We start from the raw sequence: 25186 nt of genomic DNA, 5'->3' as shown, positions 1-25186 counted from the left end.
TAGAATGCGTGCCGGGCCGCGCGCCCGCGCCGGCCCGCCGGCCGCCCATGCCAACGACAATACGCCGCCATCCATGTCCAGCAGCACCGCACCGTCCCGCCGCTTTCGCTCCAAGACGCTCACCGCCGCCCTCGCGTTCCTGTTCGGATCGCTCGGCGCGCACCGCTTCTATCTGTATGGCTTTCGCGACGTGTTCGGCTGGGCGCACCTGCTCGCGACGATCGTCGGCATTCCGGGCTTCCTCCTGCTCGCCGCAACCCAGCGCAGCGCGGGCCTCGGCTGGTGGCTTGCCGTTCCCGGCGCGATCTCGCTGCTGGCGGCGTTCCTTGCCGCGCTCGTCTACGGGCTGCGCCCCGATGAAAAATGGGACGCGCAATTCAACGCGGAGACAGGCAAGCACAGCAAGTCGGGCTGGACCGTGATCTTCGTGGTGATCTTCTCGCTGCTGATCGGTGCCTTCCTGCTGATGACCGCGCTCGCGCTGTCGTTCCAGACGTACTTCGAGTCACAGGTCGAAGCGGCGAAGCAGATTTCGCAGTAAGCGTAACGGCCGCTACGCACAGGCGCCCTGCTTCGGTTTGGCACGCCGGTCAGAACAGGTTCAATTGCGAGTCGTCACGCGACTGCATCGACCGCGTTGCGGCTGAACGAACAGCAACGCGCGGCGCCGCGGCGGCCGGCGCACCGCGAAACTGCGACAGATCGAGAATCCCATTCGTGCGCTCGTTCAACCCGAGCCGCTTGACGGCCTGGCGGAAACGCTGCCGCAGCAGGTCGGCCCAGATCCCCTCGCCCTTCATCCGTTTCGAGAAATCCGAGTCGTAGTCCTTCCCGCCGCGCATGTCGCGCACGCGGTTCATCACGCGCTCCGCGCGATCCGGAAAATGCGCGGCAAGCCAGTTCTTGAACAGCGGCGCGACTTCCCACGGCAGCCTCAAGATGATGTAGCTCGCATGCGTCGCGCCGGCTTGCGCGCACGCCTCGAGCACGCGCTCCATGTCGGGCTCGGTGACGAACGGAATCATCGGGGCAATGCTCACGCCGACCGGCACGCCCGCCTCGCTCAGCGCACGAATCGTACGCAACCTGCGCGCCGGTGTTGCCGCGCGCGGCTCGAGCGTGCGCGCGAGATCGGCATCGAGTGTCGTGATCGTGACCGCCGCCATCACCTGCCCGCGTTCGGCCATCGGCGCGAGCAGGTCGAGATCACGCTCGATCAGCGACGACTTCGTGATCGCGGCGAACGGCAACCCGCGATCGTGCATCACCTGGATCACGCTGCGCGTGATGCGCAGGTCGCGCTCGACCGGCTGGTAGGCGTCGGTGTTGACGCCGAGCGCGATCGGCTCCGGCACGTAGCGCTTGCGTGAAATCTCGCGCTCGAGCAGTTCGGCCGCATTGACCTTCGCATAGATGCGGCTTTCGAAATCGAGCCCCGGCGACAGGCCGAGATAACTGTGCGTCGGCCGTGCAAAACAATAGATGCAACCGTGCTCGCAGCCGCGATACGGATTGAGCGATACGCTGAATGGAATGTCGGGCGACTGGTTGCGCGTCAGGATGCTCTTCGCACGCTCCTCGAAGACCTGCGTGCGCAGCGGCGCGGGGAAATCGGTATCGTCCGACTCGTGTGTCCAGCCGTCGTCGACCGCTTCGCGCTGCGCGATCTCGTAGCGCCCCTGCAAGTTGTCGACCGCACCGCGCCCCTTGCGGGGCACGGGCGGCGCTATCGGAAATTCGTTGTCGGATCGATCGTCCATGTGCCCACCCATTCGCCTGCACCCAATACTGTATATTTATACAGTATTGGGTGCAGGCTGCCAAGGGCGGGATAAAGGGCCCGACGGGCCGCCGCGGGCGCGTCAGTCGCCCACCGCGATCGTCAGCGTCTCCTTGATTTCTTCCATCACGACATAGCTCTTCGACTGCACGGCGCCGGGCAGCTGCAGCAGGATGTCGCCGAGCAGCTTCCGGTAGTCGGCCATCTCGCCGATCCGCGCCTTGATCAGGTAGTCGAAATCACCGGACACGAGGTGACACTCGAGCACCTCGTCGATCTTCATCACTTCGCGGCGGAACTGCTCGAACATGTTGCCGCCCTTGTGGCCGAGCGTGATCTCGACAAACACCAGCAGCGCGGCATCCAGTTGGTGCGGGTCGACCCGCGCGTGATAGCCGGTGATCACGCCATCGCGCTCCATACGCCGCACACGCTCGATACACGGCGTCACGGTCAGTCCAACCTGTTCCGCAAGGTCTTTCATCGCCATCCGGCCGTCGTCCTGCAGCAGTTTCAGGATGCGTCGGTCGAGCTTGTCGAGCGAGCGTACGGGCTGACGTTGCGTTCTCATTTGTTTATGCTGAAAACCTGAAAAATACGATAACAAAACCTACACATTCGACAATACCATAGCGAAAAAAACTAGATCAGCTAGAGGTTACACGGAGACGCAGGTGCGCCCGGCCTCGATCTGGTCCCTTCCATCTGGAGCAGCTATGCGAGTCGTCATTCTGGGCAGCGGTGTGGTGGGCGTGGCAAGCGCGTATTACCTCGCGCGCGCCGGCCATGAAGTCACGGTGATCGACCGGGAAGCCGGCCCGGCGCTCGAGACGAGCTTCGCGAACGCAGGCCAGATCTCCCCCGGCTATGCCGCGCCGTGGGCCGCACCCGGCGTACCGCTGAAGGCCGTCAAGTGGATGTTCGAAAAGCACGCGCCGCTCGCGATCCGCCTCGACGGCACGCGCTTCCAGCTCCAATGGATGTATCAGATGCTGCGCAACTGCACGGCCGAGCGCTACGCGGTCAACAAGGGCCGCATGGTCCGCCTCGCCGAATACAGCCGCGACTGCCTGCAGGCACTGCGCGCCGATACCGGCATCCAGTACGAAGGCCGCACGGGCGGCACGCTGCAACTGTTCCGCACGCAGCAGCAACTCGACGGCGCGGCGAAGGACATCGCCGTCCTGCAGGAAGCGAACGTGCCGTTCGAACTGCTTTCCCCGGCCGACCTGAAGAAAGCCGAGCCGGCGCTTGCCGCCGTCTCGCACAAGCTGACGGGCGGCCTGCGCCTGCCGGGTGACGAAACGGGCGACTGCCAGCTGTTCACGACGCGCCTTGCCGCGCTCGCCGAATCGCTTGGCGTGAAGTTCCGCTACAACACGCCGATCGATGCGCTCGCGATCGCGGGCGGCAAGATCGCCGGTGTGCAGTGCGGCAGCGAAACGGTGCGCGCGGACGCGTACGTCGTCGCGCTCGGCTCGTACTCGACGAGCTTCATCTCGAACCTGATGAAGATCCCCGTCTATCCGCTGAAGGGCTATTCGATCACCGCGCCGATCGTCAACGAAGCGGCCGCGCCCGTGTCGACCGTGCTCGACGAGACCTACAAGATCGCGATCACGCGTTTCGACCAGCGCATCCGCGTCGGCGGCATGGCGGAAATCGTCGGCTTCGACAAGAAGCTGCGTGCCGCACGCCGCGAAACGCTCGAAATGTGCGTGAACGACCTGTTCCCGGGCGGCGGCGACACGTCGAAGGCAACGTTCTGGACGGGCCTGCGCCCGATGACGCCGGACGGCACGCCGATCGTCGGCCGTACGCCGGTGTCGAACCTGTTCCTGAACACCGGCCACGGCACGCTCGGCTGGACGATGTCGTGCGGCTCGGGCCAGCTGCTCGCGGACCTGATCTCGGGCAAGATGCCTGCGATCCAGGCCGACGACCTGTCGGTGCATCGTTACCTGAAGGACGTGGCCGGCCAGACGCGCCCGGCATACGCATAAGCCGACACAGCCCGCGGCCGTGCAAACGGCCGGCATCAAAAAGAACGGCGCCCTTCGGGGCGCCTTTTTCATTTCATCGAATCGCGTTGTCATGCCGGGCAGCGGCGTGATGGTTCATGAGGTGTCACCCTCTTTCCCCGCTGTCGATGGCGAAAAAAGGGGCGCTCGTCGCGCCCCTCTTCTCGTGTGCTTACCGCTGAAGCGGCTTTAGCCTAGCTCGGCTACGAGCTCCGGCACGAGCGCGAACAGATCACCGACGAGGCCATAGTCGGCCACGCTGAAGATCGGTGCTTCCGGATCCTTGTTGATCGCGACGATCACCTTCGAATCCTTCATGCCGGCCAGATGCTGGATCGCACCCGAGATGCCGACCGCGATGTACAGCTGCGGTGCGACGATCTTGCCGGTCTGGCCGACCTGATAGTCGTTCGGCACGTAGCCTGCGTCGACTGCCGCGCGCGAAGCACCCAGTGCTGCCGACAGCTTGTCCGCCAGCGGCTCCAGCACCTTCGTGTAGTTCTCGCCGCTGCCCAGACCGCGGCCGCCCGACACGATGATGCTTGCGCTCGTCAGTTCCGGACGGTCCAGCTTCGTCACTTCACGGCTCACGAACTGCGACTTGCCGGCATCGGCTGCCGCGTCGATCTTCTCGACCGACCCGCTGCCGCCTTCCGCTGCCACCGGATCGAAACCCGTCGCACGCACCGTGATGACCTTGATCGGATCGCTCGACTGCACCGTCGCGATCGCGTTGCCTGCGTAGATCGGGCGCTCGAACGTGTCGGCCGAATCGACTGCCGTGATGTCCGAGATCTGCGCGACGTCCAGCTTCGCGGCGATGCGCGGCGCGATGTTCTTGCCGTAGGCCGTCGCCGGCGCGAGGATGTGCGAGTAGTCCTTCGCGATGTTCAGTGCGGTCGCTTCGACGTTTTCCGCGAGGCCCGCTTCGAGTTGCGGCGCGTCGGCCAGGAGGACCTTCGACACACCTGCGATCTTCGCCGCTGCGTCCGCAGCCGCTTGCGCGTTGTGGCCCGCGACCAGCACGTGAATGTCACCGCCGATCTTCGCTGCCGCCGCCACCGTGTTCAACGTCGCGGCCTTGATCGACGCGTTGTCGTGTTCTGCAATCACCAGAATCGTCATTTCTTTCCGCTCCCTCTTACAGCACCTTGGCTTCGGTCTTCAGCTTCTCGACCAGCGTCTTCACGTCCGGCACCTTCACGCCGGCGGCGCGCTTCGGCGGCTCGACCACTTTCAGCGTCTTCAGACGCGGCGTAACGTCGACGCCCAGGTCTTCCGGCTTCACGGTTTCCAGCGGCTTCTTCTTCGCCTTCATGATGTTCGGCAGCGTCACGTAACGCGGCTCGTTCAGGCGCAGGTCGGTCGTGATGACGGCCGGCAGCGACAGCGACAGCGTTTCCGCGCCGCCGTCCACTTCGCGGGCGACCGTTGCCTTACCGTCGGCCACCGTGACCTTCGATGCGAACGTCGCTTGCGGCAGGCCAGCCAGCGCAGCCAGCATCTGGCCGGTCTGGTTCGAATCGTCGTCGATCGCCTGCTTGCCGAGGATCACCAGTTGCGGCTGTTCCTTGTCGACCAGCGCCTTCAGGATCTTTGCGACGCCCAGCGGCTCGACGCCATCGTTCGATTCGACGAGGATCGCGCGATCCGCGCCGATCGCCAGCGCCGTACGCAGCGTTTCCTGCGCTTGCGCGACGCCGACCGACACGGCGATCACTTCGGTCGCCACGCCCGCTTCCTTCAGGCGCACGGCTTCTTCAACCGCGATTTCGTCGAACGGGTTCATCGACATCTTCACGTTCGCGATGTCGACACCCGTGTTGTCCGACTTCACGCGGACCTTCACGTTGTAATCGACCACTCTTTTCACTGGCACCAGGATTTTCATGCACACGCTCCAAAGTTACGAATACGACCAGAGGCCATTCTATAGCGAGGCCTCATGACTGCGCGGCCAAGCGGACCCAACCTTCGTGGTTGTCGAGGATACCGCTTCTTGGCGACGCGCCAATGATAGCGAACGGTCGTTCTATTTTAAAAGAGAAAAAACCCGGACGCAAAGCCCGGGTTTTCGATCATCGACTCTAATCTCGCCGGGCGCCGCGTGCTTCACCTGTTACCAGGCGGCAATGACCGCGCCGCCGAACTTGCCTTCGATGAACTGCTTCACGTCGGCCGAATGATAGGCCGCGACCAGTTTCGCGACCCACGGCTTGTTCCGGTCCGCCTCGCGGATCGCGAGGATGTTCGCGTACGGGCCGTTCGGGCCCTCGATCGCGATCGCGTCCTGTTTCGGTTTCAACCCCGCTTCCATCGCGTAGTTGGTATTGATCGCAGCCGCGTCGACGTCACCGAGCGAGCGCGGAATCTGCGCCGCATCGAGTTCGACGATCTTCAGCTTGCGCGGATTGTCGACGATATCGAGCGGCGTCGCCTTCAGCCCCGCGTCCGCGCGCAGCTTCAGCAGGCCCTGCTTCTGCAGCAACAGCAGCGCACGGCCGCCGTTGGTCGGATCGTTCGGGACCGCGATGCGCGCGCCCGGCTTCAATTCGGCCAGCGACTTCACGCGCTTCGAATAGATGCCCATCGGGAACGTGACGGTATCCGCGACCTTGACCAGCTTGTAGCCGCGGTCCTTCACCTGCGCCTGCAGATACGGATCGTGCTGGTAGCTGTTCGCATCGAGGTCGCCCGACGCAAGCGCGGCGTTCGGCTGCACGTAATCGGAGAATTCGACGATGCGGATGTCGAGGCCGCTCTTCGCCGCGACCTTCTTCACCACTTCCATGATCTGCGCGTGCGGCCCGCCCGTCACGCCCACCTTGATGGTTTCGGCCTGCGCGTGTGCGCCCGCGAACAGCGCGGCCGCGCCCAGTGCCGTCGCGAATTTCAGCATGAAGCGTCGTTGCATCGAGTGTCCCCTGACGGATCAATCTTGTTTTACTTGTGGCTCAGCCGGCGGACGAGCCAGTCGCCGAACGACTGCACGATCTGCACGAACACGATCAGGATCGCGACCACCGTCCACATCACTTCGGGCAGATAGCGCTGGTAGCCGTAGCGGATCCCGAGATCGCCGAGGCCGCCACCGCCGATCGCGCCCGCCATCGCCGAATAGCCGACCAGCGACACGAACGTGATCGTCAGGCCCGCGACGACGCCCGGCAGCGATTCGGGCAGCAGCACCTTGAAGACGATCTGCGACGTGGTCGCGCCCATCGATTGCGCAGCCTCGATCAGCCCGCGGTCGACTTCGCGCAACGCCGTCTCGACGAGACGCGCGATGAACGGCGCGGCCGCGAGCGTCAGCGGCACGACCGCCGCGGCCGTGCCGATCGACGAACCCGTGACGAGCCGCGTAAACGGAATCACCGCGACCAGCAGGATGATGAACGGCGTCGAGCGGACGGCATTCACGATGCCGCCGAGCACGCGATTCACCGCGAGGTTCTGCAGCACGCCCTGGCGGTCGGTCAGGTAGAGCAGCACGCCGAGCGGCAGGCCGACGAGCGCGCCGACCACCCCGGAGATGCCGACCATGATCAGCGTCTCCCAGAACGACTGCACGAACATATCGAACATCTCACTCAACATACGAAAGCTCCTCTACCACCACACCTTGCTCGCGCAGGAACGCGAGCGCCTGCCCGACCTTGCCCGGCTCGCCGCCCGCGAGCACAGCGAGCGAACCGAAGGCCTGCCCCTGGATCTCGTCGATCTGGCCGTGCAGGATGTTGAAATCGAGTTCGTACCGGCGGATCGTCTCCGACAGGATCGGCTGGTCGACACCCGAGCCCGTGAACGCGAGCCGCAGCAAATGCCCGCTGCCCGTCTTCAGCCGCTCGGCCACGCGCACCTTCAGCGCGGGCGGCAATTCCTGCGCGATCACGTCGCCGATCAGCGCGCGCGTCACTTCGTGATGCGGCTGCAGGAACACGTCGATCACGCGGCCTTCCTCGACCACGCGCCCCGCATCGAGTACCGCGACGCGATCGCACACCTGCTTGATCACTTCCATCTGGTGCGTGATCAGCACGATCGTCAGGCCGAGCTCACGGTTGATGCGCTTCAGCAGATCGAGAATCGAACGCGTGGTCTCGGGATCGAGTGCGGACGTCGCTTCGTCCGACAGCAGTACCTTCGGCCGGCTCGCGAGCGCGCGGGCGATGCCGACGCGCTGCTTCTGCCCGCCGCTGATCTGCGACGGATAGCGATCCTTCTGCGCGGACAATCCGACGAGGTCGAGCAGCGGCAGCACGGCGGCCTCGATCTCGGCACGGCTTGCGCCGGCCAGTTCGAGCGGCAGCGCGACGTTGTCGAACACCGTGCGCGACGACAGCAGGTTGAAGTGCTGGAAGATCATGCCGATCTCGCGGCGCGCCTCGCGCAGCGCGCCAGCCGGCAGCAGCGTGAGATCGCGCCCGCCGACGACGACATTGCCTTCGGTCGGCCGCGTGAGCAGGTTGATGGTGCGCACGAGCGTGCTCTTGCCGGCGCCGCTTCGGCCGATGATGCCGAACACCTCACCCTGCGGAATCGTCAGGTTGATGTTGCGCAGCGCCTCGACCCAGCCACCCGGCCCGGGAAATCGCTGCGAAAGATTGCGTAATTCGATCATGTAAACAAAACGGCGGCCCGGCTGGCGAGTTGGCCCGCCAGTCGGCCGCCGATGCATCTGGAATAGCCGTCGATTTTACCGCAAACCCCTCATTCCCCTTAATAATCGATTTCGATCTTTTCATAACCGCACGAAATTAGAGGAGCTCCGCTGGCGCGCCGCGACGGCGCCGCGACTATGATCCGGAACACACATGCCAACCGACAGGGGACACGCCAGATGACCGCCACCACTACGCCGGCCGCCGCACTCGCCACCGCCGGACCGGCGCCTTCGTCGCCGCCCGCGCCGACCATGGGCCGGCTGCGTACCGCTGACGGGCTCGAACTGGCGTCGTACCGGTGGCCCGCCGGCGACGGCTCCACGCCGCCGCGCGCGACGATCGCGCTCGTTCACGGTCTTGCCGAACACGCGGGCCGCTATGCCGCGCTCGCCGGCCGGCTGAATGCGGCCGGCATCGACGTGCTCGCGATCGACCTGCGCGGGCACGGCCAGTCACCCGGCAAGCGCGCGTGGGTCGAGCGCTTCGACGGCTACCTGAACGATGCGGATGCGCTTGTCGCCGAAGCCGCGCGCGGCAATTCGCCGCTGTTCCTGATGGGGCACAGCATGGGCGGCGCGGTCGCGGCGCTGTACGCGATCGAACGCGCGCCGACGCGCGGCCACGTGCTGACGGGCCTCGTGCTGTCGAGCCCGGCGCTCGCGCCGGGACGCGACGTGCCGCGCTGGATGCTCGCGGTGAGCCGCGTCATCAGCCGCGTATGGCCGACCTTCCCTGCCATCAAGATCGATGCAGCACTGCTGTCGCGCGATCCGGCCATCGTCGCGGCCAATCGTGCCGATCCGCTCGTGCATCACGGCGCGGTGCCCGCGCGCACCGGCGCGGAGATTCTCGACGCGATGGCGCGCATCGAAAGCGGCCGCGGTGGGCTGCGCGTTCCGGTGCTCGTCTATCACGGGACCGAGGACAAGCTGACCGAGCCCGACGGCAGCCGGGCGTTCGGCGCACGCGTCGGCTCGCCCGATCGCACGCTGACGCTATACGAAGGTGGCTTTCACGAAACGATGAACGATCTCGAACGCGATCGCGTGATCGACGCGCTGATCGCGTGGATTCACGCGCGCGTGCCGGCGCGCTGAGCGCCCGGCACGGCCGGTCAATCGATTGTCAGATACCGGCCAGCACGCGCAGATGCGCGACGACGCTGCGCCCGAGCGCGGACAGGTTGTAGCCGCCTTCGAGGCAGCTCACGATGCGGCCCTGCGCATGCCGGCGCGCCACGTCGACGATCTGCGCGGTCAGCCATTCGAAGTCGGCTTCGACGAGGCCGAGGTTGCCGATATCGTCCTCGCGATGCGCATCGAAACCCGCCGACACGAACAGCATCTGCGGCTTGAACGCATCAAGGCGCGGCAGCCAGAACATGTCGACGGCTTCGCGGATCGCCATCCCGTTGCTGCGCGCTGGCATCGGCAGGTTGACCATGTTCGGCGCCTGGTGATCGACGCCCGAGAACGGGTACAGCGGATGCTGGAAGAAGCTGCACATCAGCACGCGCTCGTCATTCGCGAATGCGGCCTCGGTGCCGTTGCCGTGATGCACGTCGAAATCGATGATCGCCACACGCTCCAGACCGTGTACGTCGAGCGCGTGCCGCGCGGCGATCGCGACGTTGTTGAAGAAGCAGAAACCCATCGCACGCGCCGGCTCCGCATGGTGGCCAGGCGGGCGCACGCCGCAGAACGCATTCGCATAGCGGCCTTCGATCACCGCGTCGGTCGCCGCGATCGCGGCACCGGCCGCACGCAGCGCCGCACGCCACGTATCGCGGTTCATCAGCGTATCGGGATCGATCTCGACGTAGCCGTCGACCGGCGTCATGCTCCGGATGTAGTCGATGTGCGCCTGCGTATGCACCCGGCCCAGCGCCACCTCGCTCGCGAACGGCGCGGTTTCGTGCACGATCAGGTCGTCGATGCGGCTCGCGATCAGTTGATCCTGGATCGCCGACAGGCGGGCCGGGCATTCCGGATGCCATTCCCCCATCTCGTGCAGCATGCAGTCGGGGTGCGTATAGAAAGCGGTTGCCATAAGCTGTCATCCGCGGCGCACGGTGCGCCGCAGGTCTCCATCAATGATGTCCATCGTCTGCCGCGAATTCGCCGCTAACTTACCACAACGGGGGCCCGCCACGCCCCGGCGCGCCGGATCCGTCGGGTATACTGCGCCGAACCCAATCGCCTTGTCCGCCCGCTTCGACATGAATTCCAGCAAGCCTGCCGCCCTTCTCCCCGCGCTGTTCCGTGTTCGCGTGCCGCTCGTCGCGGCCGCTGTGGTCGCGGCCCTCGGCACCGCCCCTGCCGGCGCGCAGACGCAACCCGCGAAGTCCACGGGCAAGCTCGTCGCGCAGGCCCAGCCGCAGCAGCCGACGCCGCAAGGCCAGACCTTCGAAGAGGAAATTGTTCCGCAGCGTTACGCGAACAACGCGAAGGTCGATGCGTTCATCGACGAGATGGTCAGCCGCAACGGCTTCGACTCCGCGAGCCTGCATGCGCTGTTCTCGCGCATCAGCTATTCGGCGACGGCCGTCAAGCTCGTGAAGCCGGCCCCGTCGCCGACGGTCAAGAACTGGCGCGTCTATCGCTCGCGCTTCATCGAGCCGATCCGCATCAACGCGGGCGTGAAATTCTGGAAGGCGAACCAGGCAACGCTGCAGCGCGCGTCCGAGCAATTCGGCGTGCCGCCCGAGGTGATCGTCGGCATCATCGGCGTCGAGACGATCTACGGCCGCTACATGGGCAATTTCCGCGTGCTCGACGCGCTGACGACACTCACGTTCGACTATCCGGACACGCCGAATCGCGACAGCCGCCAGGCGACGTTCCGCAAGAACCTCGAGGATTTCCTGGTCTGGACGCGCGACAACCAGCTCGACCCGACCACCGTGCTCGGCTCGTATACAGGCGCGATCGGGATTCCGCAGTTCCTGCCGAGCAGCATCCGCGAGTATGCGGTCGACTTCGACGGCACCGGCCATGTCGACCTGCGCAGCAGTCCTGTCGATGCGATCGGCAGCGTCGCGAACTACCTGAAGCAGCACGGCTGGGAAACCGACCGCCCGGTGGTCTGGCAGATCACGCCCGACACGGGCAGCCTGGGGATCGCCCAGGCCGCCGCCGACGGCCAGCCCGAACCGCACTGGGCGCTGTCGCAACTGCTGCGCGCGGGCATGACGCTGAACGAGCCGACGGTCAACATCACGACCGAAGGCGGTACCCCTGTGACGGTGGTCGACCTGCCGTCGCCGGGGCGGGCGACCGAGTACATGCTCGGTCTCAAGAATTTCTACGTGCTGACGCGCTACAACCGCAGCTTCTTCTACGCGCTCACCGTGTACCAGCTTGGCGAGGCGGTGAAGGCGCAGATGGAAGCGAGCGGCGCACTTCAGCCGGCCACCGTCGACACCGAGTCGCAATAAGCACCAACCGCTCAAAGAAAAAGCGCCGCACAAGCGGCGCTTTTTTTATCGCACGCGCGTTGCGCGCACCTGCCTGCGTTCAGGCAGGGAACACGCCCGTGGACAGGTAGCGGTCGCCGCGATCGCAGATGATGAACACGATCGTCGCATTCTCGACCTGACGCGCGATGCGCATCGCGACTTCACATGCGCCGCCCGACGAAATGCCCGCGAAGATGCCTTCGACCGACGCGAGCCGGCGCGCCATCGTTTCCGCCGCGGCCTGGCTCACGTTCTCGACGCGGTCGACCCGGCTGCGATCGAAGATGGTCGGCATGTACGCTTCCGGCCACTTGCGGATGCCCGGAATGCGCGAACCGTCTTCCGGCTGCGCACCGACGATCTCGATCGCCGGATTCTGTTCCTTCAGATAGTGCGACGTGCCCATGATCGTACCCGTCGTGCCCATGGCCGACACGAAGTGCGTGATGCGCCCTTCGGTATCGCGCCAGATTTCCGGGCCCGTCGCTTCGTAGTGCGCAATCGGATTGTCGGGGTTCGCGAACTGGTCGAGGATCACGCCCTTGCCTTCGCGCTGCATCTGGTCCGCGAGATCGCGTGCGAGCTCCATGCCGCCCTTCACCGGCGTCAGGATGATTTCGGCGCCGTAGGCAGCCATGCTCTGGCGGCGCTCGACCGACAGGTCCTCCGGCATGATCAGCACCATCTTGTAGCCGCGGATCGCTGCTGCCATTGCCAGTGCGATACCCGTATTGCCGCTCGTCGCCTCGATCAGCGTATCGCCCGGCTTGATGCGCCCGCGCGCCTCGGCCTTGCTGATCATCGACAGTGCCGGACGATCCTTCACGGAACCCGCCGGATTGTTGCCTTCGAGCTTCGCGAGCACCACGTTGTTGCGCGCGCGAATTTCATCGTCCGGCAAGCGGACCAGTTGGACGAGCGGCGTATTGCCGATCGTGTCTTCGATAGTTTTGTAAGCCATGGATATACCGTGAGTACGAGGCCGATCAATCGATCGATTGTAAACCAGCACCGCTGCTCACGCCGGCAACCCCATTGCGACGATGGAATACGCGTGCCGTGCAACCCGCCGCCGCCTACACCGCGCCCACGCAAAAAACCCGCGGCATGCCGCGGGAAGCCGTCGCAATGACGGCGACTGAAGGAGCTCGTTGTCGGTCGCGCGCGACGCGTTACTTCTGTGCGGTGCGGGCAGGTGGTGCCGCGGGCTTGCCGGGCGGCTTGCCCGGTGCCGGCGGCGTGGCACCCGTGCCGGCCGCGCCGACCGTCAGGCCTTCCTGCTGAAGCCGCTCGACGGTATGGCCGCCCATGCCTTTCACGCGCGACGCGAGATCTTCCGCATTCTTGAACGGACCGCGTGCGCCGCGTTCGTCGAGAATCGCCTTCGCCCGTGCCGGGCCGATGCCTTTGATGCCGACGAGCGCATCCTCGTTCGCGGTGTTGACGTCAACGGCCGCCCAGGCCGACGCGATCGTGCCGAGCATTGCCGCTGCGGCCAACCATTTCCTGATCATGTACTGGATCTCCGATGAAAAACGGCCGGCGGCTGCCGACCGTGAGACCCAGTCTATCGATGCAACGCTTCCGCTTAAACCTGGCCAGATAGCCAACGCACATAGCGGTCGACGCCTTCCTGCACGGTCAGGAACGGTGCGTCGTAACCGGCCGCGCGCAGCTTCGTCTGATCGGCCTGCGTGAAGCACTGGTACTTGCCGCGCAGTGCATCGGGGAACGGCACGTATTCGATCAGCCCTTGCTCGACCTGCTGCGCAAGCGTCAGCGGCGGCTGGTTGTCGAGTGCACGCAGCGTGTTCACGACCGTCGACGCGATATCGTTGAACGGCTGCGCACGGCCCGTGCCGAGGTTGAAGATGCCCGACTTCTCCGGATGATCGAAGAAGAACAGGTTCACCTTCGTCACGTCCTCGACCGACACGAAGTCGCGCGTCTGCTCGCCCGGCGCATAGCCGTTGTACTCGCCGAACAGCTTCACCTTGCCCTCCGCACGGAACTGGTTGAAGTTGTGGAACGCGACCGACGCCATGCGCCCCTTGTGCGTCTCGCGCGGGCCGTACACGTTGAAATAGCGGAAGCCGGCGATCTGGCTCTTCGCGGTCGGCAGCACGCGACGGATCACCTGGTCGAACAGGAACTTCGAATAGCCGTAGATGTTCAGCGGCGCCTCGACCTCGCGCTCCTCGACGAAGCGCGTCGATCCGCCGTAGGTCGCGGCCGACGATGCGTACAGGAACTGCGTGCCCTGCGCGAGGCAGGCGTCGAGCACCGCGCGGCTGTAGCGGAAGTTGTTGTCCATCATGTAGCGGCCGTCGGTTTCCATCGTGTCCGAACAGGCGCCTTCGTGGAAAATCGCGCGTACCTTGCCGAAATCACCGCGCGCGAAACGTTCGACGAATTCCGTCTTGTCCAGATAGTCGTCGATCTCGCAATCGACGAGATTCCGGAACTTGTCCGCACGCGTCAGGTTGTCGACTGCGATGATGCGCGTTTCGCCGCGCTCGTTGAGCGCCTTGACGAGGTTCGCGCCGATAAAACCGGCTGCGCCGGTGACGATGAGGGTCATGATCGTCCTGCCTGAAAAGTGCGAGCCATGCGTGCGGCGCGCTCGTCGCGCCACCGCATGCGCTCAGTGAAACAGTTCGTCGTAGTCCACCGTGGCCGTGCCGAGCTTGCCGACCACGATGCCTGCCGCGCGATTCGCGAGCACGACGGCATCGACGAGCGGCACGCCCGCGCCGAGCATCGTCGCGACCGTTGCAATCACGGTATCGCCCGCGCCCGACACGTCGAACACCTCCCGCGCGAGCGCCGGTGCGTGCAGTTCGCCGGTGGCGGAAAACAGCGTCATCCCTTCTTCCGAACGCGTGAGCAGCAGCGCGTCGATGCCGAGTTCCGCGCGCAGCTTCGCGACGCGCGCGCGCAGATCGTCTTCCGACTTCCACTGCCCGACCACTTCGCGCAGTTCAGCGCGATTCGGCGTGATCAGCGACGCGCCGCGATAGCGTGCCCAGTCGTCGCCCTTCGGGTCGACGAGGACGGACTTGCCAGCCGCACGCGCCTTCTCGATCATCGTCGTGACGTGCGTCAGGCCGCCTTTCGCGTAATCCGACATCAGCACGACGTCGTGCTGCGGCAGCAACGCATCGAAGCGCGCGAGCCCCGCGAGCAGCACCTCGTGCGTCGGCATGGCCTCGAAGTCGACGCGCAGCAGTTGCTGCTGGCGCGCAAGCACGCGCAGCTTGATCGTGGTCGGCAGCGCCGGGTCGCGCTCGAGATGCGGCGTCACGCCGCTGCTGCCGAGCAGCTCGACGATCCGCTCGCCGGGTTCGTCGCAACCGACGACGCACAGCAACCCGGCCTGGCCACCGAGCGTCACGGCGTTGCGCGCGACGTTGGCCGCACCGCCGAGGCGCTCTTCCTGACGCTGCACGTGCACGACCGGCACCGGCGCTTCAGGCGAAATACGATCGACGTTGCCGAACCAGTAACGGTCGAGCATCACGTCGCCGACGACAAGCACGCGCGAGCGCGCGAGCTGCTCGCGCGGCACCGGAACGACTTCGCGGAGAGTATTCATCGTGTGGTCAGCCACGGGTGAACGACTGGGGATCGACATACGGCCGGCCGATCGCGTAGTAGTCGATGCCCAGTTCGGCCATCGCATCCGGCTCATAGAGGTTGCGACCGTCGAAGATCACCGGCGCCTTCAGTTCGGCCTTCAGGCGCGTGAAGTCGGGGCTCCGGAATTCCTTCCACTCGGTCACGATCACGAGCGCGTCCGCCCCCGTCACGGCGATGTCCTGCGTCTCGACGAGATGCAGCCGCGCCAGCGCGTCCGGATCGGCGCCGAAATCGAGCGCAAACACGCGCCGCGCCTCGTCGACCGCGACCGGATCATACGCACGCACGGTCGCGCCGCGTTCGAGCAGCGCGGCGATCAGGCGACGGCTCGGCGCCTCGCGCATGTCGTCGGTGTTCGGCTTGAACGCCAGGCCCCAGACCGCGAACTCGCGGCCGGTCAGGTCGGCGCCGAAGCGCTGCTCGATCTTGCTGATCAGCACGTCCTTCTGCGCATAGTTGGCCGCCTCGACGGCCTCCAGGATGCGCAGCGGCTGGCCGTTCTCACCGGCCGTGCGAATCAGCGCCTGGACGTCCTTCGGGAAGCACGAGCCGCCGTAGCCGACGCCGGCGTACAGGAAGTGATAGCCGATGCGCGGATCGGAGCCGATCCCGCGGCGCACGGCCTCGATGTCGGCGCCGACCTTGTCGGCCAGATTCGACATCTCGTTCATGAACGAGATGCGCGTGGCGAGCATCGCGTTCGCCGCATATTTCGCGAATTCGGCCGAACGCACGTCCATGTAGATCGTGCGCTCATGATTGCGATTGAACGGCGCGTAAAGCTTCTTCATCTTCTCGCGCGCGATCGTGCCCGTCTCGTCGTCGTCGACGCCGATGATGATCCGGTCCGGACGCATGAAGTCTTCGACCGCGGCGCCTTCCTTCAGGAACTCGGGGTTCGACACGACCGAGAACCGATGCGCGACGCTGCCTGCCAGACCGCGGGCGGCAAGCGCCTCGTCGACCACGCCGCGCACGCGCTGCGCGGTGCCGACCGGCACCGTCGACTTGTCGACGATCACCTTGAAGCCCGTCATGTGGCGGCCGATGTTGCGTGCGGCTTCGAGCACGTACTGCAGGTCGGCCGAGCCGTCCTCGTCGGGCGGCGTGCCGACGGCGATGAACTGGATCTCGCCATGCGCGACGCTCGCCTCGATATCGGTCGAGAAGCGCAGGCGCCCCGCCGCGCGGTTGCGCGCGATGATGTCCAGCAGCCCCGGTTCGTGAATCGGCATCCCGCCGTTGTTCAGGATGTCGATCTTGCGTTGATCGACGTCGAGACAGAATACGTCGTGACCGATCTCCGCGAGACAGGCGCCCGTGACGAGACCGACATAGCCGGTGCCGATGATGGTGATTTTCATAGATGTTCCGGTACTTCCCGGTAATTGACTAACTTGGCCGCCGGGACGAGCCCGGCGACAACCGCAGCGCGTTGGCTCCGCGTGCCGGGATCAGCCCGGCATCGCAGGTTCGACGCGGCGCGGCGCATAGGTTTCCCAGCCGCTGCATCCGGGGCACTGCCAATAGAAGAGCCGTGCCCGGAAACCGCAATTCTGGCACGTATACCGTGGCAGATTCTTCGTGCGCTGCTTGATCAGCGCACGCATCATTTCAAGTTCCTTACGGCGCGGTTCGTCGGCCGCCGCGATTTGCGCATCGAGCAGATGCAGCATCCCCGACAGGTTCGGCGACTTCTCCATCTGCGTGCGCGCGAGCGTGTGCGCCGCATCCTGGCCGCGCAACCCCGCGATGTGCTGGTACGCGATGTCGAGCAGGTCGTTCGACGGATAGCGGTCGATATACCCCATCAGCAGCTCGGCGCCTTCGGCATGCTTGCCGAGCGCGACATACGCCTTCATCAGCTTGTCGGCGACGAGCGGCAGATACGCTGGATTCTGCGCCTCGACGCGCTTCCAGTGCGCGATCGCGGCCGCGTGGTTGCCCTCCGCTTCCGCCGCGTCGCCGGACAGCACCGTCGCGCGCACGTTTTGCGGGTTCACGGCCAGCGCCAGGCGCAGCTGTTCGGCGGCCGCTGCCGCGTTCTTGCGCTGCAGCGCGTCCTGCGCGAGTTCGCAGTGGAACTGGGCAATTTCGACGCCAAGCGGCTTGTCGCTCATCGACTCGATGCGCTTTGCCGTATCGATCGACTTGTTCCAGTCCTTCTCGATCTCGTAGATCGTCAGCAGCGCCCGCTGCGCGCCGAGCGCGTAATCGCCGTCGGCGAGCTTGTGAAACGCCTCTTCGGCACGATCGAGCAGCCCGGCCTTCAGAAAATCCTGGCCGAGTTCGTACAGCGCGTGGTCGCGCTCGTTGACCGGCAGGTCCGTGCGGCTCAGCAGGTTCTGGTGAACGCGGATCGCGCGATCGGTCTCGCCGCGGCGGCGAAACAGGTTGCCGAGTGCGAAGTGCAGCTCGACCGTCTCGGGATCGAGCTTGGCGACCTCGATGAACGCATCGATCGCCTTGTCAGGTTGTTCGTTCAACAGAAAATTCAGGCCGCGAAAATACGATCGCGGCAGGTTGGCACTCTCCGACAGGAGATTCTTCAGGTCATAGCGTGACGCCGCCCAACCCAGCGCGAACGCGACCGGAATCGCGAGCAACCACCAGAAATCCAGATCCATGCGAAATATCGAAGCAGAGACGAAAACCGCGCGATGATCGCGCGGCGTCCGTGTTAAATGACGGGCGGCATCGGCGGCTGGTCGATGACGGCCGGCGTTTCGCGCGCCGCGCGCAGATCGCGCTTCAGGCGCCCGTTCTCGAGACGCAGGCGGAAGATCGAAGGCAGCGCGGACAGCAAGCCGGCCAGCAGCCCCACGGCGAAGAACGCCAGGCCGATCAGGATCAGCGGCGCTTGCCATGAATAGCCGGCAACGAAATTCAGCGTCGCGGTTTGCGTATTGGCCAGCGCAAGCACCAGCAGCAGTACGAACACCAATACCCGGATCAGCCAGACGATAAACTTCATGAAGCCCTCTCTTTGTTGAGGTTTGCCGCGGCGCGCGACTCCCCTTCGTCGCGCCGAATCGACCCGTATTGTAAAGGATGCGTTTCCGCGGCTGCGCAGATCCTGCGCGCCCCCGTTGCGCGGCGATCGCCGGAAATGAAAAAAGCGCCCGCAAGGGGCGCTTTTCTTTTCAGCCTTCGCCGGATGGGTTCCGGGCAAACCGGATGACGCTTAACGCTCGTCGTCCGGATCATCAGCCTTCAGCGGTTCACCGGCACGGCCGTCGACGCGTTCGCGCAATTCCTTGCCAGGCTTGAAGTGCGGCACGAACTTCTCGGGCACCTGCACTTTCTCCCCTGACTTCGGGTTGCGTCCGACGCGCGCCGGGCGACGGTTGAGGCCAAAGCTGCCGAAACCCCGAATTTCAATGCGATGCCCTTTCGCCAGGGCATCAGACATCGCATCGAGCATCGTTTTCACCGCGAAATCCGCATCCTTGAGGACAAGTTGCGGAAATCGCGATGCCAGCTGCGCGACCAACTCGGATTTGGTCATACTTCAGCAGACCTCGTGAGGCTTACTGGTTCTGGCCGTCGAGCTTCGCCTTCAGCAGCGCGCCGAGGTTGGTCGTACCGGTCGCAGCAGCGCTGGAGTCCGACTGCAGGCCGCGGATCGCTTCCTGTTGTTCAGCCGAATCCTTCGCCTTGATCGACAGGTTGATGCCGCGCGACTTGCGATCGATGTTGATCACCATCGCGTTGACCTTGTCGCCTTCCTTCAGCACGTTGCGTGCGTCTTCGACGCGATCCTGCGAGATTTCCGACGCGCGCAGGTAGCCTTCGATGTCACCCGTCAGCGTAACGACCGCACCCTTCGCATCGACCGTCTTCACGACGCCGTCGACGATCGAGCCCTTGTCGTTCATTGCAACGTAGTTGCTGAACGGGTCGCCTTCGAGCTGCTTGATGCCGAGCGAAATACGTTCCTTCTCGACGTCGATACCGAGGACGATTGCTTCGACTTCGTCGCCCTTCTTGTACTTGCGAACCGCTTCTTCGCCAGCTTCGCTCCACGACAGGTCCGACAGGTGGACCAGGCCGTCGATGCCGCCCGGCAGACCGATGAACACGCCGAAGTCGGTGATCGACTTGATTGCGCCCGTGATCTTGTCGCCCTTCTTGAAGTTGCGGCTGAAGTCATCCCACGGATTCGGCTTGCACTGCTTCATGCCGAGGCTGATACGACGACGGTCTTCGTCGATCTCGAGGACCATGACTTCGACTTCGTCGCCCAGCTGGACAACCTTCGACGGAGCAACGTTCTTGTTGGTCCAGTCCATTTCCGACACGTGGACGAGGCCTTCGATGCCCGATTCCACTTCGACGAATGCGCCGTAGTCGGTGATGTTCGTGACCTTGCCGAACAGGCGCGTGCCCGACGGGTAACGGCGCGAGATGCCTTCCCACGGATCGTCGCCCAGTTGCTTGATGCCCAGCGAGACGCGGTTCTTCTCTTGGTCGAACTTGAGGATCTTCGCGGTGACTTCCTGGCCAACCGACAGGACTTCGCTCGGGTGACGCACACGACGCCATGCGATGTCGGTGATGTGCAGCAGGCCGTCGATGCCGCCGAGGTCGACGAACGCGCCGTAGTCGGTGATGTTCTTGACCACGCCGTTGACGATCGCGCCTTCCTTCAGCGTCTCGAGCAGCTTCGCGCGCTCTTCGCCTTGGGTTGCTTCGATCACTGCACGACGCGACAGCACGACGTTGTTACGCTTGCGATCGAGCTTGATCACGCGGAATTCGAGCGTCTTGCCTTCGTACGGGGTCGTGTCCTTGACCGGACGCGTGTCGACCAGCGAACCCGGCAGGAACGCGCGGATGCCGTTGACCATCACGGTCATGCCGCCCTTCACCTTGCCGGTGATCGTGCCGGTGACGAGTTCGTTGTTGTCGAGCGCCTTTTCCAGCGACAGCCACGATGCAAGGCGCTTCGCCTTGTCGCGCGACAGGATCGTGTCGCCGTAGCCGTTTTCGAGTGCGTCGATCGCGACGGACACGAAATCGCCCGACTGCACCTCAACCTCGCCCTGATCGTTCAGGAATTCCTCGATCGGAATGTAAGCCTCGGACTTCAGGCCTGCATTGACGACCACGAAGTTGTGGTCGACGCGCACGACTTCGGCGGAAATCACTTCGCCGGCGCGCATGTCTTGGCGGGTCAGCGACTCTTCGAACAGAGCCGCGAAAGATTCAGTATTCGGGGTAGAGGTTTGCAGGTCGGACATAAAAATCTGATTGTGCATGGATCGCTGTGCCACGCCGGCCGGAATGGCAGACTGAAAGGGCCAGATCGAGGTCCACACGGGGTTAAGGGTTCGAAACACGCTCCGCACTTACGCACGGAGCACCTACCGCTGCCCGCCTTCTCAGGCCGGCTGGCCGAGCGCCCGGTACCACTGCAGCACCTGGTCGACCGCTTCATCGACCGACAGCGCCGACGTATCGAGCAGCTTGGCATCTGCTGCGGGCTTGAGCGGCGCGGCCGCGCGATTGCTGTCGCGCGCATCACGTTCACGAAGATCCCGGAGCAAGTCATCTATATTAGCAGAAAAACCTTTTTGCATCAATTGCTTATGCCGTCTGGTCGCGCGCGCCTCGGCGCTGGCCGTCAGGAACACCTTCAGCACGGCGTCCGGGAAGATCACGGTACCCATGTCGCGCCCGTCCGCAACGAGGCCCGGCGTCTTGCGGAACGCGCGCTGGCGCGCGACGAGCGCGGTGCGCACCGGCCCGTGCACGGCGATCGCCGATGCGCGGTTGCCGACCGCTTCGGCGCGGATGTCGTTCGACACATCGACGCCGTCGAGCTGCGCGCAGCCTTCGCGGAACGTGATGTGGAGATCGTCGATCAGCTTCACCAGCGCGTCGATGTCCTCAGCCTCGATGCCGTAGCGCACGCTCGCGAGCGCGGCGAGCCGGTACAGCGCGCCGCTGTCGAGCAAGTGGAAGCCAAGATGCGCGGCGACGAGCGCGGCGACGGTGCCCTTGCCGGAAGCAGTCGGGCCGTCGATCGTGATGACGGGAGTCGGGTGAAAGGGTCGGGTCGATTTCATCAGAACAGTGGGGTCAGGCTTTGGCGAGCGCGGCGAAGCGGTCGAAATAGTCGGGGAATGTCTTGCCGACGCACTTCGGATCGTTGATCCGCACGGGCACGCCGCCCAGGCTGACGAGCGAGAAGCACATCGCCATCCGGTGATCGTCGTACGTGTCGATCGCCGCGTTCGGCGTGAGCTTTTCCGGCGGCGTGACGACGAGGTAGTCCGGGCCTTCCTCGACGATCGCGCCGACCTTGCGCAGCTCGGTCGCCATCGCGGCGATGCGGTCGGTTTCCTTCACGCGCCAGCTCGCGATGTTGCGCAGCGTGCTCGTGCCGTTCGCGAACAGCGCCGCGACCGCGATGGTCATCGCCGCATCGGGGATCAGGTTGAAGTCCATGTCGATTGGCTCGAGCTTGCCGTGGTCGTGGCCGATGCCGCGCACGTCGATCCAGTCGTCGCCCATCGTCACGTTCGCGCCCATCTGCATCAGCGCGTTCGCGAAGCCGACATCGCCCTGGATGCTCGCCCGCCCCACGCCTTCGACGCGCAGCGGGCCGCCGCCGAGCGCGCCGGCCGCGAGGAAGTACGACGCGGACGACGCATCGCCCTCGACCATGATCCGCCCCGGCGAGCGGTAGCGGACGCCGGCCGGCACGACGAAGCGCTGCCAGCCGTCGCGCTCGACGGTCACGCCGAAGCGCTCCATCAGCCGGATCGTGATGTCGATGTACGGCTTCGAGATCAGCTCGCCATCGACCTCGACGACGATCTTGCCGTCCTTCGCCTTCACGAGCGGCAGCGTCATCAGCAACGCCGTGAGGAACTGGCTCGACACGTCACCGCGCACGCGGATCGGCGCGTCGACGGAAATGTTCGCCGGCTTGATCCGCAGCGGCGGGTAGCCTTCGTTCAGCTCGTAGTCGATCTGCGCGCCAATTTGCCTCAGGCCGTCGACGAGATCGCCGATCGGCCGCTCGTGCATGCGCGGCACGCCGTGCACGCGATAGTCGCCGCCGTTCACCGCGAGCGCGGCGGTCAGCGGCCGCACGGCCGTGCCCGCGTTGCCGAGGAACAGGTCGGCCGTCTTCGCGGTGAATGCGCCCCGCGTGCCCATCACGACGCAGGTGTCGCCATCGCGCGCTAGCTTCACGCCGAGCTTGCCGAGTGCGTCGAGCATCACGCGCGTGTCGTCGGAGTCGAGCAGGTTGGTGATCGTGGTTTCGCCTTCGGCAAGCGCCGCGAGCAGCAGCACGCGGTTCGAAATGCTTTTCGAGCCGGGCAGGCGCACGGTGCCCGATGCGCTGGAGTACGGGCCGAGATCGAGATAGTCCATGGGAATCGTCCTGTTATTTCTTGACCGGTTCGGCAGCGGGCGTACCGCCACGCTCCTGCCATGCCTTGCGCGCAGCGCGCGAGCGCGTGAACACCGCTTCGAGCGCGGCGCCGTCGCCGGCGTCGATCGCCGCGCGCAGCCGCGTGAGCACACGCGTGTAGCCATCGAGCTCATCGAGCAGCGCCGCGCGGTTCGCGACGCACACGTCGCGCCACATCTCCGGGCTCGACGCCGCGATGCGCGTGAAATCGCGGAAGCCGCCCGCCGCGTATGAAAATTTCAGTTCCGCATCGGCCTCGCCGAGGATCTGCTCGACGAGCGCGAACGACAGCACGTGCGGCAGATGGCTGATCGACGCGAACACGCGATCGTGCTGCTCCGTGCTCATCGTGCGCACGTCGGCGCCGGTCGCACGCCACATCGCGTCGATCCGCGCGACCGATTCGGGGGCGTTCTCCGGCAGCGGGCACAGCACGACGTTGCGGCCGACGTACAGATCCGGCAATGCGGCCTCGACGCCGCTCGACTCTCGACCGGCGATCGGATGCCCCGGCACGAACTGCGCGATCCGCGCGCCGAGCGCTTCGCGCGCGGCAGCGACGACATCGGACTTGGTGCTGCCCGCGTCGGTGACGATCGTCGCCGCTCCAAGCCACGGCGCAATGCGCGCGAGCAACGGGCCCGTCTGCGCGACAGGCGCCGCCAGCAGCACCAGATCGGCGCCAGTCAGCGCGTCGCGCAATTGCGCGTCGTCGTCGAGCGCTGCCGCACGGTCGATCACGCCGAGTGCGAGCGCACGCTCGACCGAAGCACGCGAACGGCCCACGCCGACAACCTCGCCCGCGCCGCCCGGCGCGCGCTCGCGCAGCGCGCGGGCCAGCGATCCGCCGATCAGGCCGACGCCGAAGATGACCAGTTTGTTGAATGCAAAGCCTGACACGACAAGAGCCAAGTTACGCGCACAGGACGACACCCCGCACGCGGAATTCCAGATTCCGGGCCACGGGCCCGCATCCGGCGCAACCTGCGCCGGATGCCGCCCGAACCCGCCTTCGGCAGCGCCGATCGGCCTGCCCTGCCCGCGTGGACCCAACGCCTGCGCGAACAGGCGACGGGCCGCCACGCATCAGCGTGCGCGCGGATACGAACCGAGTATCTTCAGGAACGCGGCCTTCTGGCCGAGTTCCGCGAGCGCGGCCGCAACCGACGCATCGTCCCGGTGCCCTTCGATGTCGATGTAGAAGTAGTACTCCCACGTGCCGACGCGCGCCGGACGCGACTCGAAGCGCGTCATCGACACGCCGTGCCGCGCGAGCGGCTCGAGCAGCTTGAACACGGCGCCCGGCTCGTTCTTCACCGACACGATCAGCGACGTCTGGTCGTGACCGCTCTGCCCGGCCGGCTGCTTGCCGATGATCACGAAGCGCGTGCGGTTGTGCGGATCGTCCTGGATCAGCGAGAACGCGATCTGCAAGCCGTAGTGTGCGGCCGCGCGGTCGCCCGCGATCGCCGCGACGGTCGGATCGGCCGCCGCGAGACGCGCAGCCTCCGCGTTGCTCGCCACCGCCTGCCGCTCGAGCTGCGGCGCATTCGCCGCGAGCCACTGCTGGCATTGCGCAAGCGCCTGCGCGTGTGCACAGACGCGCTTCACGCCGTCGAGCGTGCCGCTCTGCGTCAGCAGGTTGTGATGGATCGGCAGCGCGAGTTCGCCGCTGATCAGCAGTTGCGTCTGCAGCAGCAGGTCGAGCGTGCGCGACACGGCGCCTTCGGTCGAATTTTCGACCGGCGCGATACCGAACGCGGACGCACCGGCCTCGACCGAGCGGAACACCTCGTCGATCGACGGGCACGGCAGCCCTTCGATCGACTGGCCGAAATACTCGAGCATCGCCTGCTCGCTATACGTGCCGACCGGCCCGAGGAACGCGACGTGGATCGTCTGCTCGAGCGCGCGGCTCGCGGCCATGATCTCGCGCCAGATGGCGCTGATATGCTCGCTCGCGAGCGGCCCCGCGCTCATGTCCTGCAGCCGGGCGATCACTTGCAGCTCGCGCTCCGGCCGGAACACCGGCGCGTTGAAATGCTTCTTGACCTCGCCCACCTCCAGCGCCACCGCGGCGCGCTGGTTCAGGAGCGCGATCAGCTGCGCGTCGATCGCATCGATGCGATCGCGCAGCGGTTTCAGGCGGGAATTCAGTTCGTCGTCCATGCGTTTTGCCGTGCTGTTTGAACAGCG

25 protein-coding genes are annotated in these 25186 nt (G+C 65.4%); 4 read left to right on the top strand and 21 right to left on the bottom strand.

From position 1 onward, the window contains the following. The first annotated feature begins 73 nt into the window (after positions 1-73). Entirely contained in the window at positions 74-541 is a 468-nt protein-coding gene (locus CFB43_RS05350; RefSeq protein WP_039370986.1) for an NINE protein, read from the top strand. Positions 542-590: 49 nt separating this feature from the next. Here the strand turns inward: CFB43_RS05350 and CFB43_RS05345 are convergent, their stop codons facing one another. Together CFB43_RS05345 and CFB43_RS05340 are read right to left on the bottom strand one after the other, a co-directional pair. Further along, positions 591-1772 carry a PA0069 family radical SAM protein gene (locus tag CFB43_RS05345; RefSeq protein WP_089494341.1) on the bottom strand — a complete coding sequence of 394 codons (1182 nt, stop codon included), beginning with the start codon at positions 1770-1772 and terminating at the stop codon, positions 591-593. 90 nt (positions 1773-1862) lie between these two features. After that, entirely contained in the window at positions 1863-2351 is a 489-nt protein-coding gene (locus CFB43_RS05340) for an Lrp/AsnC ligand binding domain-containing protein (protein ID WP_011351353.1), read from the bottom strand. Between the two features lie 145 nt (positions 2352-2496). On the opposite strand from CFB43_RS05340, the gene CFB43_RS05335 reads away from it, so the two are divergent. Then, positions 2497-3783, top strand: coding sequence for a D-amino acid dehydrogenase (locus CFB43_RS05335; protein ID WP_011351352.1), 1287 nt, complete (start codon positions 2497-2499; stop codon positions 3781-3783). A gap of 207 nt (positions 3784-3990) precedes the next feature. On the opposite strand, the gene CFB43_RS05330 is transcribed toward CFB43_RS05335, so the two are convergent. From CFB43_RS05330 to CFB43_RS05310, 5 genes are all read right to left on the bottom strand, one after another. Beyond that, positions 3991-4926, bottom strand: coding sequence for an electron transfer flavoprotein subunit alpha/FixB family protein (locus CFB43_RS05330; protein ID WP_089494340.1), 936 nt, complete (start codon positions 4924-4926; stop codon positions 3991-3993). A 16-nt stretch (positions 4927-4942) separates the two neighbouring features. After that, on the bottom strand, positions 4943-5692 hold the full coding sequence (locus tag CFB43_RS05325; protein ID WP_089439507.1) for an electron transfer flavoprotein subunit beta/FixA family protein: 750 nt from the start codon (positions 5690-5692) through the stop codon (positions 4943-4945). A 228-nt stretch (positions 5693-5920) separates the two neighbouring features. After that, positions 5921-6715 (bottom strand): MetQ/NlpA family ABC transporter substrate-binding protein, encoded by a 795-nt coding sequence (locus CFB43_RS05320; RefSeq protein ID WP_089494339.1) that lies wholly within the window; start codon positions 6713-6715, stop codon positions 5921-5923. 29 nt (positions 6716-6744) lie between these two features. After that, positions 6745-7398: a methionine ABC transporter permease gene (locus CFB43_RS05315; protein WP_011351347.1), complete on the bottom strand. Its 654-nt coding sequence runs from the start codon at positions 7396-7398 to the stop codon at positions 6745-6747. Then, positions 7388-8422 carry a methionine ABC transporter ATP-binding protein gene (locus tag CFB43_RS05310; RefSeq protein ID WP_089430771.1) on the bottom strand — a complete coding sequence of 345 codons (1035 nt, stop codon included), beginning with the start codon at positions 8420-8422 and terminating at the stop codon, positions 7388-7390. Before CFB43_RS05310 ends, CFB43_RS05315 begins: the two co-directional genes overlap by 11 nt. A 219-nt stretch (positions 8423-8641) precedes the next feature. Between CFB43_RS05310 and CFB43_RS05305 the strand changes: the two genes are divergently transcribed. Continuing rightward, entirely contained in the window at positions 8642-9562 is a 921-nt protein-coding gene (locus tag CFB43_RS05305; RefSeq protein ID WP_089494338.1) for an alpha/beta hydrolase, read from the top strand. Positions 9563-9590: 28 nt separating this feature from the next. Here the strand turns inward: CFB43_RS05305 and CFB43_RS05300 are convergent, their stop codons facing one another. Beyond that, positions 9591-10514, bottom strand: coding sequence for a histone deacetylase family protein (locus CFB43_RS05300; RefSeq protein WP_011351344.1), 924 nt, complete (start codon positions 10512-10514; stop codon positions 9591-9593). A 43-nt stretch (positions 10515-10557) separates the two neighbouring features. Between CFB43_RS05300 and mltB the strand changes: the two genes are divergently transcribed. Continuing rightward, entirely contained in the window at positions 10558-11901 is a 1344-nt protein-coding gene (mltB, locus tag CFB43_RS05295) for a lytic murein transglycosylase B (RefSeq protein WP_089494337.1), read from the top strand. Positions 11902-11980: 79 nt separating this feature from the next. Here mltB and cysM read toward each other — a convergent pair whose 3' ends face one another. The 13 genes from cysM to pheA all read right to left on the bottom strand — a co-directional run bounded on the left by cysM (position 11981) and on the right by pheA (position 25159). Then, a complete protein-coding gene (cysM, locus tag CFB43_RS05290) occupies positions 11981-12883 on the bottom strand; it encodes a cysteine synthase CysM (protein ID WP_089494336.1) in 903 nt (300 codons plus the stop codon). Between the two features lie 211 nt (positions 12884-13094). Then, on the bottom strand, positions 13095-13436 hold the full coding sequence (locus CFB43_RS05285; protein WP_089494335.1) for a ComEA family DNA-binding protein: 342 nt from the start codon (positions 13434-13436) through the stop codon (positions 13095-13097). A gap of 74 nt (positions 13437-13510) precedes the next feature. Beyond that, positions 13511-14503 carry an ADP-glyceromanno-heptose 6-epimerase gene (gene rfaD, locus CFB43_RS05280; RefSeq protein WP_089472377.1) on the bottom strand — a complete coding sequence of 331 codons (993 nt, stop codon included), beginning with the start codon at positions 14501-14503 and terminating at the stop codon, positions 13511-13513. A 63-nt stretch (positions 14504-14566) separates the two neighbouring features. Next, positions 14567-15517 (bottom strand): D-glycero-beta-D-manno-heptose-7-phosphate kinase, encoded by a 951-nt coding sequence (gene rfaE1, locus CFB43_RS05275; RefSeq protein WP_011351339.1) that lies wholly within the window; start codon positions 15515-15517, stop codon positions 14567-14569. A gap of 7 nt (positions 15518-15524) precedes the next feature. Beyond that, positions 15525-16925 carry a UDP-glucose dehydrogenase family protein gene (locus CFB43_RS05270; RefSeq protein ID WP_089494334.1) on the bottom strand — a complete coding sequence of 467 codons (1401 nt, stop codon included), beginning with the start codon at positions 16923-16925 and terminating at the stop codon, positions 15525-15527. Positions 16926-17015: 90 nt separating this feature from the next. Further along, positions 17016-18188, bottom strand: a complete 1173-nt coding sequence (gene lapB / locus CFB43_RS05265; RefSeq protein WP_089494333.1) for a lipopolysaccharide assembly protein LapB — start codon at positions 18186-18188, stop codon at positions 17016-17018. A 53-nt stretch (positions 18189-18241) separates the two neighbouring features. Then, positions 18242-18535, bottom strand: coding sequence for a lipopolysaccharide assembly protein LapA domain-containing protein (locus CFB43_RS05260; protein WP_021157458.1), 294 nt, complete (start codon positions 18533-18535; stop codon positions 18242-18244). Between the two features lie 210 nt (positions 18536-18745). Beyond that, entirely contained in the window at positions 18746-19069 is a 324-nt protein-coding gene (locus tag CFB43_RS05255; protein ID WP_006486894.1) for an integration host factor subunit beta, read from the bottom strand. Between the two features lie 22 nt (positions 19070-19091). After that, positions 19092-20804: a 30S ribosomal protein S1 gene (gene rpsA / locus CFB43_RS05250; RefSeq protein WP_011544885.1), complete on the bottom strand. Its 1713-nt coding sequence runs from the start codon at positions 20802-20804 to the stop codon at positions 19092-19094. Between the two features lie 141 nt (positions 20805-20945). Next, positions 20946-21632: a (d)CMP kinase gene (gene cmk, locus CFB43_RS05245; RefSeq protein WP_039343267.1), complete on the bottom strand. Its 687-nt coding sequence runs from the start codon at positions 21630-21632 to the stop codon at positions 20946-20948. A 13-nt stretch (positions 21633-21645) separates the two neighbouring features. Further along, the gene (gene aroA / locus CFB43_RS05240) at positions 21646-22950 is read right to left on the bottom strand and encodes a 3-phosphoshikimate 1-carboxyvinyltransferase (protein ID WP_089494332.1); all 1305 of its coding nucleotides are present in this window, start codon (positions 22948-22950) and stop codon (positions 21646-21648) included. A 13-nt stretch (positions 22951-22963) separates the two neighbouring features. Next, positions 22964-23890, bottom strand: coding sequence for a prephenate dehydrogenase/arogenate dehydrogenase family protein (locus CFB43_RS05235; protein ID WP_089494331.1), 927 nt, complete (start codon positions 23888-23890; stop codon positions 22964-22966). Between the two features lie 186 nt (positions 23891-24076). Then, positions 24077-25159: a prephenate dehydratase gene (gene pheA / locus CFB43_RS05230; protein ID WP_069247429.1), complete on the bottom strand. Its 1083-nt coding sequence runs from the start codon at positions 25157-25159 to the stop codon at positions 24077-24079. Positions 25160-25186 lie beyond the last annotated feature (27 nt).

Source organism: Burkholderia sp. AU15512 (genome assembly GCF_002223325.1).
Lineage (GTDB): Bacteria > Pseudomonadota > Gammaproteobacteria > Burkholderiales > Burkholderiaceae > Burkholderia.
The sequence above is the reverse complement of the archived record's forward strand: the minus strand, read 5'-3'. Positions and strand labels throughout refer to the sequence as shown.

What these genes read in the sequence shown, in the direction of transcription:
- CFB43_RS05315 (WP_011351347.1), bottom strand. Translation starts at nt 7,398, where the DNA reads ATGTTGAGTGAGATGTTCGATATGTTCGTGCAGTCGTTCTGGGAGACG.
- CFB43_RS05335 (WP_011351352.1), top strand. Translation starts at nt 2,497, where the DNA reads ATGCGAGTCGTCATTCTGGGCAGCGGTGTGGTGGGCGTGGCAAGCGCG.
- CFB43_RS05300 (WP_011351344.1), bottom strand. Translation starts at nt 10,514, where the DNA reads ATGGCAACCGCTTTCTATACGCACCCCGACTGCATGCTGCACGAGATG.
- rpsA (WP_011544885.1), bottom strand. Translation starts at nt 20,804, where the DNA reads ATGTCCGACCTGCAAACCTCTACCCCGAATACTGAATCTTTCGCGGCT.
- CFB43_RS05260 (WP_021157458.1), bottom strand. Translation starts at nt 18,535, where the DNA reads ATGAAGTTTATCGTCTGGCTGATCCGGGTATTGGTGTTCGTACTGCTG.
- cysM (WP_089494336.1), bottom strand. Translation starts at nt 12,883, where the DNA reads ATGGCTTACAAAACTATCGAAGACACGATCGGCAATACGCCGCTCGTC.
- cmk (WP_039343267.1), bottom strand. Translation starts at nt 21,632, where the DNA reads ATGAAATCGACCCGACCCTTTCACCCGACTCCCGTCATCACGATCGAC.
- mltB (WP_089494337.1), top strand. Translation starts at nt 10,558, where the DNA reads ATGATGTCCATCGTCTGCCGCGAATTCGCCGCTAACTTACCACAACGG.
- rfaD (WP_089472377.1), bottom strand. Translation starts at nt 14,503, where the DNA reads ATGACCCTCATCGTCACCGGCGCAGCCGGTTTTATCGGCGCGAACCTC.
- CFB43_RS05350 (WP_039370986.1), top strand. Translation starts at nt 74, where the DNA reads ATGTCCAGCAGCACCGCACCGTCCCGCCGCTTTCGCTCCAAGACGCTC.
- CFB43_RS05270 (WP_089494334.1), bottom strand. Translation starts at nt 16,925, where the DNA reads ATGAAAATCACCATCATCGGCACCGGCTATGTCGGTCTCGTCACGGGC.
- CFB43_RS05285 (WP_089494335.1), bottom strand. Translation starts at nt 13,436, where the DNA reads ATGATCAGGAAATGGTTGGCCGCAGCGGCAATGCTCGGCACGATCGCG.
- CFB43_RS05320 (WP_089494339.1), bottom strand. Translation starts at nt 6,715, where the DNA reads ATGCAACGACGCTTCATGCTGAAATTCGCGACGGCACTGGGCGCGGCC.
- CFB43_RS05340 (WP_011351353.1), bottom strand. Translation starts at nt 2,351, where the DNA reads ATGAGAACGCAACGTCAGCCCGTACGCTCGCTCGACAAGCTCGACCGA.
- rfaE1 (WP_011351339.1), bottom strand. Translation starts at nt 15,517, where the DNA reads ATGAATACTCTCCGCGAAGTCGTTCCGGTGCCGCGCGAGCAGCTCGCG.
- aroA (WP_089494332.1), bottom strand. Translation starts at nt 22,950, where the DNA reads ATGGACTATCTCGATCTCGGCCCGTACTCCAGCGCATCGGGCACCGTG.
- CFB43_RS05330 (WP_089494340.1), bottom strand. Translation starts at nt 4,926, where the DNA reads ATGACGATTCTGGTGATTGCAGAACACGACAACGCGTCGATCAAGGCC.
- CFB43_RS05325 (WP_089439507.1), bottom strand. Translation starts at nt 5,692, where the DNA reads ATGAAAATCCTGGTGCCAGTGAAAAGAGTGGTCGATTACAACGTGAAG.
- lapB (WP_089494333.1), bottom strand. Translation starts at nt 18,188, where the DNA reads ATGGATCTGGATTTCTGGTGGTTGCTCGCGATTCCGGTCGCGTTCGCG.
- pheA (WP_069247429.1), bottom strand. Translation starts at nt 25,159, where the DNA reads ATGGACGACGAACTGAATTCCCGCCTGAAACCGCTGCGCGATCGCATC.
- CFB43_RS05305 (WP_089494338.1), top strand. Translation starts at nt 8,642, where the DNA reads ATGACCGCCACCACTACGCCGGCCGCCGCACTCGCCACCGCCGGACCG.
- CFB43_RS05310 (WP_089430771.1), bottom strand. Translation starts at nt 8,422, where the DNA reads ATGATCGAATTACGCAATCTTTCGCAGCGATTTCCCGGGCCGGGTGGC.
- CFB43_RS05345 (WP_089494341.1), bottom strand. Translation starts at nt 1,772, where the DNA reads ATGGGTGGGCACATGGACGATCGATCCGACAACGAATTTCCGATAGCG.
- CFB43_RS05255 (WP_006486894.1), bottom strand. Translation starts at nt 19,069, where the DNA reads ATGACCAAATCCGAGTTGGTCGCGCAGCTGGCATCGCGATTTCCGCAA.